This window comes from Flavobacteriales bacterium (assembly GCA_013001705.1).
Classification (GTDB): Bacteria; Bacteroidota; Bacteroidia; order Flavobacteriales_D; family JABDKJ01; genus JABDLZ01.
On the sequence record JABDLZ010000085.1, the window covers coordinates 1 to 9,111 of the forward strand.

General features: G+C 49.4%; 11 protein-coding genes. 4 read left to right on the forward strand and 7 right to left on the reverse strand.

Annotated elements, in window-relative coordinates:
- A partial coding sequence (locus tag HKN79_03330; protein ID NNC82584.1) for an alpha/beta fold hydrolase occupies positions 1–601 on the reverse strand: 601 nt, incomplete at its 3' end.
- A 138-nt stretch (positions 602–739) separates the two neighbouring features.
- On the opposite strand from HKN79_03330, the gene HKN79_03335 reads away from it, so the two are divergent.
- From HKN79_03335 to HKN79_03350, 4 genes are read left to right on the forward strand one after another with little or no spacing between them, the layout of a single operon-like run.
- The gene (locus HKN79_03335; protein NNC82585.1) at positions 740–1,216 is read left to right on the forward strand and encodes a hypothetical protein; all 477 of its coding nucleotides are present in this window, start codon (positions 740–742) and stop codon (positions 1,214–1,216) included.
- Positions 1,216–1,737: a hypothetical protein gene (locus tag HKN79_03340; GenBank protein NNC82586.1), complete on the forward strand. Its 522-nt coding sequence runs from the start codon at positions 1,216–1,218 to the stop codon at positions 1,735–1,737. Before HKN79_03335 ends, HKN79_03340 begins: the two co-directional genes overlap by 1 nt.
- A 9-nt stretch (positions 1,738–1,746) precedes the next feature.
- Positions 1,747–2,349, forward strand: coding sequence for a LysE family transporter (locus HKN79_03345; protein NNC82587.1), 603 nt, complete (start codon positions 1,747–1,749; stop codon positions 2,347–2,349).
- 41 nt (positions 2,350–2,390) lie between these two features.
- Complete coding sequence (locus tag HKN79_03350) at positions 2,391–2,894, forward strand: DUF1761 domain-containing protein (protein NNC82588.1); 504 nt, start codon at positions 2,391–2,393, stop codon at positions 2,892–2,894.
- Between the two features lie 45 nt (positions 2,895–2,939).
- Here the strand turns inward: HKN79_03350 and feoB are convergent, their stop codons facing one another.
- The 6 genes from feoB to HKN79_03380 all read right to left on the reverse strand — a co-directional run.
- The gene (feoB, locus tag HKN79_03355) at positions 2,940–5,039 is read right to left on the reverse strand and encodes a ferrous iron transport protein B (protein ID NNC82589.1); all 2,100 of its coding nucleotides are present in this window, start codon (positions 5,037–5,039) and stop codon (positions 2,940–2,942) included.
- Between the two features lie 7 nt (positions 5,040–5,046).
- Positions 5,047–5,265 (reverse strand): ferrous iron transport protein A, encoded by a 219-nt coding sequence (locus HKN79_03360; protein ID NNC82590.1) that lies wholly within the window; start codon positions 5,263–5,265, stop codon positions 5,047–5,049.
- Positions 5,266–5,324: 59 nt separating this feature from the next.
- Positions 5,325–6,821 (reverse strand): histidine ammonia-lyase, encoded by a 1,497-nt coding sequence (gene hutH / locus HKN79_03365; protein ID NNC82591.1) that lies wholly within the window; start codon positions 6,819–6,821, stop codon positions 5,325–5,327.
- 50 nt (positions 6,822–6,871) lie between these two features.
- Positions 6,872–7,261 carry a MerC domain-containing protein gene (locus HKN79_03370; GenBank protein NNC82592.1) on the reverse strand — a complete coding sequence of 130 codons (390 nt, stop codon included), beginning with the start codon at positions 7,259–7,261 and terminating at the stop codon, positions 6,872–6,874.
- A gap of 128 nt (positions 7,262–7,389) precedes the next feature.
- The gene (locus tag HKN79_03375) at positions 7,390–8,703 is read right to left on the reverse strand and encodes a RagB/SusD family nutrient uptake outer membrane protein (protein NNC82593.1); all 1,314 of its coding nucleotides are present in this window, start codon (positions 8,701–8,703) and stop codon (positions 7,390–7,392) included.
- A 22-nt stretch (positions 8,704–8,725) separates the two neighbouring features.
- A partial coding sequence (locus tag HKN79_03380) for a SusC/RagA family TonB-linked outer membrane protein (GenBank protein NNC82594.1) occupies positions 8,726–9,111 on the reverse strand: 386 nt, incomplete at its 5' end.

The window sequence follows — 9,111 nt, forward strand, 5'->3', positions numbered from 1 at the left end:
CCTCATTGTAGAGGTCTTTGAGGGTGACATTCAGCGAGCGGTACATCTCGGTCCACTTGCGGAATTCCTCGATCGTAAGCGCTTCTGACTCCTTGATGAATACCTCGCGCGAGGTCTTATGATTGGCTCTGGGCAGTGCGATACGGGCAGCCATCTTATAAAAAGCCCTGTACCCGATCAACTTGGCCAAGAAAAGACTCGTAGAGGCTATCAGTCGTAACTTCCTATTCAACTGAACGATCGCACCGGCCAGTACCACACTCTTGACCCGATGATTGTACAACTGCTCCAGTCTGAGTGCGATGATCGCGCCCAGTGAAACACCGAGTACGTGTACTTGCTCGATCCTGTGATGGTCCACCACTTCCCAGATACGATGTGAAATGATGGAAAAGGTATACGCATCGTCTCTGACCCCTTTCTCAGCGCTCATCCCATGACCGGGGAGATCGATGATCAAGAGATTGAAATGCTTGCCCAATCTCTCCACCTGTCGCTTCCAGGTACGTGTGCTCCCTCCTGCTCCATGTATCATCAGCAGCCATTCGGCTGACTCCGATCGGAAATGGACCTCGTGATACAGTATGTCGGTATTCTCCATGTAGAGCTTCTGAACGAAGAGCAAAGGTACTTACGATGCGCTGCATAAGAACACTTGTTCATAAGGAGTTTAAAATTCATGGATCCATTCTTCTTTGAAATCCGTGCAACTCGTGGATAAATACTACTTTGAACTCCCGTGAATCAAGGGCAAGCAGATATCGAGGATTTCCGGGTGATGACCACAGGAACTCCGGTAGACATCTCTTCATATCTGCACGAGTACCTATCCCTCCATCCAGAATGCGAGGTCCATCTAGGAAGTGACAGTCAGAACTTCCGCTCGCATACGGTATATGTAACTACCATCGTACTGCGTCATCCAGGTAAAGGAGCTCACGTACTTTATAGGAAAGACCGTATTCCGATCATACGCGATATGTTCACCAAACTCTGGGGCGAATTAGAGCGAACAATCGAGATGGCCGAGTTCCTGCAGAATGAGCTGCTCATCGAAGTGGAGCAGATAGATCTGGATTACAATAGCGATGAGAACTTTCCTTCCAACAAGGTGCTTTCGGCAGCTTCAGGATATGTGCAATCTTTGGGATATACTGTGAAAGCAAAACCCGAACTGCTCATGGCCGTGTGGGCAGCCAATGTGCTGTGTAATTGATGACCAAGGAGTTCACCGGCATTCTCGATGAACTCGATTCCAACGTCTGGAATCGTTTTGTGGATGTACCTACGGATATCGTGCTTTTCTACAAGAAGAAAGACATCAAGCGTTTCCTCTGTACCTATGACAACATGCTGACCAAATCCTGCGCTCTCCTCTCACGGGGTGATGGCAGGTATTTCGTCATGCTCAATAAGCAGGAATGTAAAAAGCTGGGGGTGCACAAAGGAGCAGAATTGCGCATCAAACTTGAACCCGACACCAGTAAATACGGCATGCCAATGCCTGAAGAAATGGAGGAATTGCTGGCACAGGACCCTGAGGCCGATCGGTATTTCCAGCAACTGAGTCCAGGCAAACAACGCTCCTTGCTCTACATAGTAGGTAAACCGAAAGGAACTGAGACGCGCCTCCGCAAGGCCATCACCATTTGCGAGTACCTGAAGTCGGTCGAAGGAGCATTGGATTTCAGAGAACTGAACCAAGCCTTCAAGGACAATCGTTTCAAACTCCAATAGTTACTGGCAATGGTCTGGATAGAAGGTCTACTTACTGGATTGGCGATGATCATCTTCATCGGACCGGTCCTGTTCACCTTGTTGCAGGCTTCCTTGCGCTTCGGATTCCAAGGAGGAATGGCCGTAGCCATAGGCATCATTGTGAGTGACGTGCTCGCAGTGGGCATCTGCCTGTTAGGTGCAAAGGCTTTCTTCACTGATGTCGACAATCAATTCTGGATTGCAATCGGAGGAGGTGTCATACTTCTTGTGCTCGGGCTCAAATACATTCTCGACCCCAAACTCTATGCTCCGGAGGATATTCGACTGGGAACCAGGGACTTCGGCAATCTATTCAGCAAGGGATTCTTGGTCAATTTCGTCAATCCTTTCGTGTTCTTGGTCTGGATAGGTCTGATCGGCTATGCCGAAGAGCGCTATGATCAACAGTTGTATATCTATCTGGCGATGGTGCTGTTGGGCATCTTCATTACTGACTCCCTCAAGGCCTATTTTGCGGGGAAATTGAGGTCCTTGCTGGTCACAGAGAGGCTTGCTCTGATCTATCGCATCATCGGTATCCTCATGATACTGTTCAGTTTACGATTGTTCTATCATGCAATCGTTTTCTGATTTGCCTATCTTGTCCATATAACCTTTAAACCTCGACCATTATGGACGGAAATATCTGGACCTATTTCGTAGCTGCGCTTATTCCGATGATCATCGGATTCATCTGGTACAATCCCAAGGTATTTGGGAACACATGGATGACAGCAGCCAAAGTGACTCAAGAAGATGTGGAAAGCGGGAACATGCCGCTCATCTTCGGCCTGAGCTATGTTCTCTCTTTGATCCTCGTTTTTATGATGAACTACTTCGTACATCATGAGATGCAGATAGCTGGGACGGTCTTCATGGACCCTGAGCTCGCTGTGGCACCTGATTCTGAACTGGGAGTGATGATGACTGATTTCTTAGACAGCATCAGTGCGAGATATAACACCTTCGGGCATGGGCTACTGCACGGCTTCTTCATCGCACTCTTCTTGGTTCTGCCTGTCATGGCTACCAATGCGATGTTCGAGCGCAAAGGCTTCAAGTACATCGCAGTCAACTGGGGCTACTGGGCAGTGACCATTATGCTCATAGGTGGATTCATGAGTCAGTTCTATTGAGAAATCTGAGAATTTTCTTCAAAGGCCCCGATACAGGGGCCTTTTTTATGTCCCAAAGATCTGCCACACCGCTAGACTGGCCACGTAGGCTGTCCCGGTCATGACAAGGAATTGCAGTAGAGGAATGGTCCAGGACCGCGTCTCTCGCTTAACAATGGCCAGCGTGCTCATACATTGCATGGCAAATACATAGAAGAGCAATAAGGACAAGGCCCTGATGGGCGTGAAGACCAGCTCCCCCGTGCGGATGTCCCGCTCGCTTCGCATGCGTTCTATCAAGGTATACTCATCTCCCTCACTGCCCGCTGAATAGATGGTGGCCATCGTCCCCACGAAAACCTCTCGGGCCGCAAAGGAGGTGATAAGAGCAATCCCGATCTTCCAATCGAATCCCAAGGGACGTATGCTCGGTTCGATGGCTTTTCCCAGATGACCAACATAACTGGCCTCTAGGCGATAGGCTTCTACGTAGCGTTCATACTCTTCTTCAGGAATCTCACCATTGACCAGCATGGTTTCCACTTGCTTTTCAGCAGCTGCCATCTGCTCACTCGGCCCGAATGAGGCCAAGGTCCAGAGGATGATAGAAATGACCAATATGATCTTCCCTGCCTCCCATACAAAGACCCTGCTCTTCTCATACATGGTCAGCAGGACATTACGCCATTGGGGCACCTGATAAGGAGGCATTTCGAGCATGAGAAATCCCGATTCATCGGTCTTGAGCACTTTCTTCATGACGTAAGCCAGCAGGATCGCGGCCACTGCTCCAAGTATGTATAATCCGAACATCACGACCCCTTGCATGGAAAAGATGCCGATCTGTTGATCGGCTGGAATGACTAGAGCGATGAGCACGATATACACAGGAAGACGTGCCGAGCAGCTCATGAAGGGCGTGACGAAGATGGTGATGAGGCGCTCCTTCCAATTGGGAATGGTACGACTGGCCATGATCGCAGGTACCGCACAGGCCACGCCAGATATCAAACTGACCAGGCTTCTCCCATTCAGACCACTCTTGCGCATCAACTTATCACTCAGGAATACCGCACGCGTCATATAGCCACTCTCTTCCAGCAGTGCGATCAGGCCGAACAAGATGGCTATCTGAGGAATGAATATGACAATCCCCCCGACTCCTGCGAGAATTCCATCGCAGATAAGGTCTGTATACCATGCGGCCGGTAAGAATCCCCTCAACCCTTGTATCACTGCGAACATGCCTTCATCGATCAGGTCCATCAAGGGCTCGGCCCAAGTGAAGATGGACTGGAACAGTAAGAAGAGGATGAAGAGGAAAATGACCAGCCCCCAGATCTTATGGGTGAGCAGGGCATCCAATCTCTCTGTGATGCCGATATTGGCCTTCCCCGTACGGGATTGGATCGCATCGGTACGGTCTTGTATGGCAGCCAGTCGCTGCTTCTTATCCTCGACCTCCACGCGGATAGGGTTCAGTTCATTCCCGGGAAGTGCATTCTGAAGGGATTCCCAGTCAAAAGACCGTATACGCTCTCCCTGAACCGCCAATAACTGCGCTCCATAGCGATCGAGCGATGGCATAAGACCTTGGATAGCATCGATGAGCTCTGACTCAGCGTTCGTATCGGGAAAGAAGGGTTTACCTGACCGGAATATTCCCTCTTCTAAGACCATTTCCAATCGATCAAAACCCTCACCTGTGCGTCCATTAACGGGTATGACCTCGATACCCAGAGTATCTGAAAGCTTGACGGCATCCGTGAGAAGTCCCTCGTTCTCTGCAAGATCACCCATATTGAGCAAGGCGATGGACGGTATCCCCAGATCGATGACCTGACTGAGAAGCAATAAACTCCGCTCCAAGTGAGCCGCATTGAGCACATGGATGACCCCATTTGGAATATCGGTACGCAAGCCCAATAGAACTTCTAGGACAATGCGCTCATCGGCTGAAGACGGATAGAGACTATAGCAACCGGGCAGATCCACGAGTTCCACCTCTACATCATTGAGCGAGAGGATACCACTCAATCGATCCACCGTCACTCCAGGATAGTTCCCTACTCGCTGACGTAATCCGGTCAAACGATTGAATATGGTGGACTTACCGCTATTGGGAGCGCCTGTGAATACGTATGTCTTCCGATCATCCAAGCTCAAAATCCCTTCAATCGATGAGTATATGGCTGAGCTCTTCTTGACGTAAAGCGAAGAAATTGCTTCCTATCTGGACAAATACGGCTCCTTTGAATGGAGAGGTACGAATGATCCGTATGGTCTTACCAGGTCTGACCCCGATCTCCAGCAATCGCAGTCCTTGCTCTTGATCGGTCAATTCGACTATGGAAGCACTACTCCCGATGGGGAGTTGAGAGGCATCGGTCATGGAGCAAAAATCGACATCATCAGACCTGGATAAGATACCTTAATCGCGGTATTTTCAGATCATGGCCTGAAGGACTCAGGACTCTGAGCGCGGATGAATTCCACACTCTTTCTCAATAATGGACTGAAGTTCACATCCGTTTCGATCTTAGGAACGGCTTTCCTATAGTCATGTATCAGCTTCTTCAAGATGGGGCTGGTCTCTCCCACTCCCCTGAATTCCATGGCCTGGGCCGCATTGAAAAGCTCTATCGCTAGGATCATCTCCAAGTTGCTGTAAACCCGCATGGCCTTGGTAGCAGCATTGGCCCCCATACTCACATGATCTTCTTGTCCCATGGAGCTGTCGATACTGTCCACTGATGCGGGTGTGCAGAGTTGCTTGTTCTCACTGACGATACTGGCAGCCGTATATTGGGTGATCATCAGGCCCGACTGCAGTCCAGACTTCTCGATGAGGAAGACCGGGAGCCCTCTCAGCCCTCCCAGGAGTTTATAGGTCCTGCGCTCAGAGATACTCCCTATCTCGGCCATAGCGATGGCTAAATGGTCCAATCCCAAGGCCAAGGGTTGACCGTGGAAATTCCCCGCAGAGATGATCAACTCCTTCTCAGGGAATATGGTCGGATTATCCGTGACCGAATTGATCTCTACATCTGTAGTCTTACGAATGAATGCAAGCGCATCATAGGATGCTCCATGTACCTGAGGGATACAGCGGATACAGTAGGGATCTTGAACATGTGATTTATTCCTTTCTATATGTCGACTTCCCTTCAAGAAGGCACGGACCCGTTCTGCAACATCTTGCTGACCTTCATGGGCTCGGACCTCATGTACTTCAGCCATGAATGGAGACAAGTGGCCGTCCAAGGCCTCAACGCTGAGTGCCCCAAGCAGATCGGCCCAATGGAACAGACGCTCACAATCATGCACGAGAAGCGCACAATGCGCTGACATGAATTGCGTACCGTTGAGCAGTGCCAGTCCTTCTTTGGAACGTAGATGGATCGGCTCTAGTCCTTCAGCTGACAAGGCATCCTTGGAAGGCATGATATCACCTTTGTAACGCACTTCACCCTCTCCGATCAAGGGGAGGGACATATGGGCCAAGGGCGCAAGATCACCTGAGGCTCCCAATGAGCCTTTGGAATAGATGACCGGTACGATATCCCGGTTGAACATCTCACATAGCAATTGCACAGTCTCTACTTGCACTCCGGAATAGCCCAATGAGAGGCCTTGGACCTTGAGCAGCATCATAGTCTTCACCACCCGTGAATCGATCTCTTCACCCATACCACAGGCGTGGGACCGAACCAGGTTCTCTTGAAGTGTATTGACATCCCCCTTGTCTATGACCACATCATGGAGGGCCCCAAAACCGGTATTCAACCCATAGACCGCTTCATCACTTTTGGAGAAGTATCCATCAAGGAATTCTCTACAGCGCTGTATACGCGCGATGGCATCATCAGAAAGTTGGATCTTTCCTCTATGATCCAATACATGGACAAGTTCAGGAATACCGAGGTCTCGGTCTATCTCTAGAATCATACGTAAATCGGATAAAGGCGCCCTAAAATAGGCAAAACCAAGAGGCTAGGTCAATCCCTGCAGCGGGTGCAGGTCCGGCAAGCCTTATAGTTCATCAAATGAGCATAAGCAATGCTCAACCCTCCTGCTACAGAGAGGATATCCCCGAGCAAATTATGGAAGACAAGGTGACCGAGGATAATGGCCAGAAAGCCGGAAATGGCCAAGACCAGAGGTCCGATCCTTCCATGGTGATTCCGGTATCCATTGAGTAGGGATGCCGTTGCCAAGATGAAGGAAAGACCGATGAATACCACGTCCCATAGCGGATCTGCCAAGAAACTCACTCCGCCAAGTAGACCAAAGGTCAAGATGAGCGGAACCAGCGCGCAATGGATAGCACACAGCAAGGATGCCGACATACCGATCACATCCAGATCAAATGAGAGGAACTTCTTCATTCTACTGCAAAGCTATTGAAAATCAATACGTCTCGGGATGTAAGTTGATAACAAAGAAAAACCGCCACCCTTGGTGAAGGATGGCGGTAGGTTCTATTTGATCGAATTGTCAAATAATGCGGGTCCGATCACTCGTTCTCCGCAATAGGTCTTGGGAATTGGGTATGCACCGTGTCACCCGGTCTATCGATCGGAAGTTCATCCAAGCGATCATACCTTCTCATATCCACCCAGTAATGACCTTCTCCAACGAGAGAGTATCTGCGTTGCATCAGGATCTCATCTACCAAGGCATCAGGAGTGATAGCCCCGATATACGGACCTAGTCCTGCAGCAGTTCTGATCACATTGATCGCATTGACAGACTCTGCTGGATTGGAGTTGATATTCGCCTCAGCATAGATGAGGATCAATTCCTCATTCCTGATGATCGGGAACATATCCGTATTGCTATCGAATGGAACGAAACCGTGGGTTCCATCCAATCCATCCGCTGATACGGTCGTACCCCAGTCCTCGGTCTTTTCAGCTACGCGCGTATCTCCAGCCTCAGCATCTGCCAAGAATGTAGGATGTATCGCATAGCGGTCTTGATCCGGTCCAGATACATAGAACAGGGGATTGACCTGATCATTTGCACTGAGACTGAATGAGTGATACGCACCTGTAGAAAGATCCCCATTGATATCGAAGAACGAATTATTCAGATCAGTCAAGGCCTGAGATGCATCATTCTGATAGATGGAAATACGGGCAGCAATCGCACGGTTGACCTGTGCCATTCCTGCAGGATCATCAAATCCAGCATAACCGGTCGAGAGATTGAAATCGAACTCACTTCCGGCATTCTGCAGGTCAGAGTATCCATCGTCCAGGATTCCACGGATACCATCCAGTCCGGCTTGATAACCGGCCGAGTATGGTCCGAGATTCTCTGGATCGGAGGTATCTATTCTGACCCCATTCTCATACTGACGATTCAACTCGAGGAGTTTCTCGTAGGCGAGTACGGTCTTGGCAAAACCGGTGTAGCCATTGCTGGCTTCAGCGGATACCACTCCGTTCTCAGCAGCCTCGATGAGGATGTGTGCATTACGCATCGCTCTGTGCTTAGCTGCAAAAGCTCGAGTGGTCAAGAATCCATTGTTGTCCAGATCCACTCCATTCTTACCAAGTATTTCAGCTGTGTATCGAGGATCGATGTTATTCAGATCCCAGTACTCGCGTCCAACGAGACTCACAGACTCGAAATAGAATTCAAGGTCCAATCGCTGGATCGCTTGTAGACCGGATACGAGGAGTTGCAAGTCTGCTGAAGTAGCATCCTGAGCAAAACTCTCAGCACTCGGTCCATTCGGATCTACGATGTCTTCGACTTCACACGATGGTATCACCACCAAGAGAGCCGCTAACCAAACAATATTGTTCACTAACTTTTTCATTGTATTCTCTTTTTGATGGTTCTTAGAAATTGGCTCTTAGGTGGAAGTTGATCCGCTTTGAGCTAGGATATGGAGTCACCTCGACTGCATTTGCCAGTACGTTTCCTCCAAAGTTCGAAACCTCAGGATCGTAACTGTTGTAATCGAAGATGTTAATGAGGTTAGAAGCGGATACGCCCAACTTCAAGGTGGACTTCCCTTCAGAGAACTTCATCTTGAAGGTCTTGTATAGTCCGATATTCCTCAAGCGGATATATCCACCGTCCTCGATCCATGGACGTGCATCCGAACCGAATACAGACACTCTGTATTGACCGTTGGTCAACTGACCACTCGGATCCAGATCGGTATCGTCATAATCCCAGGTAGTCTGACCGAAGTCATAGAGCAGTGGGCTCAGGTTTATGT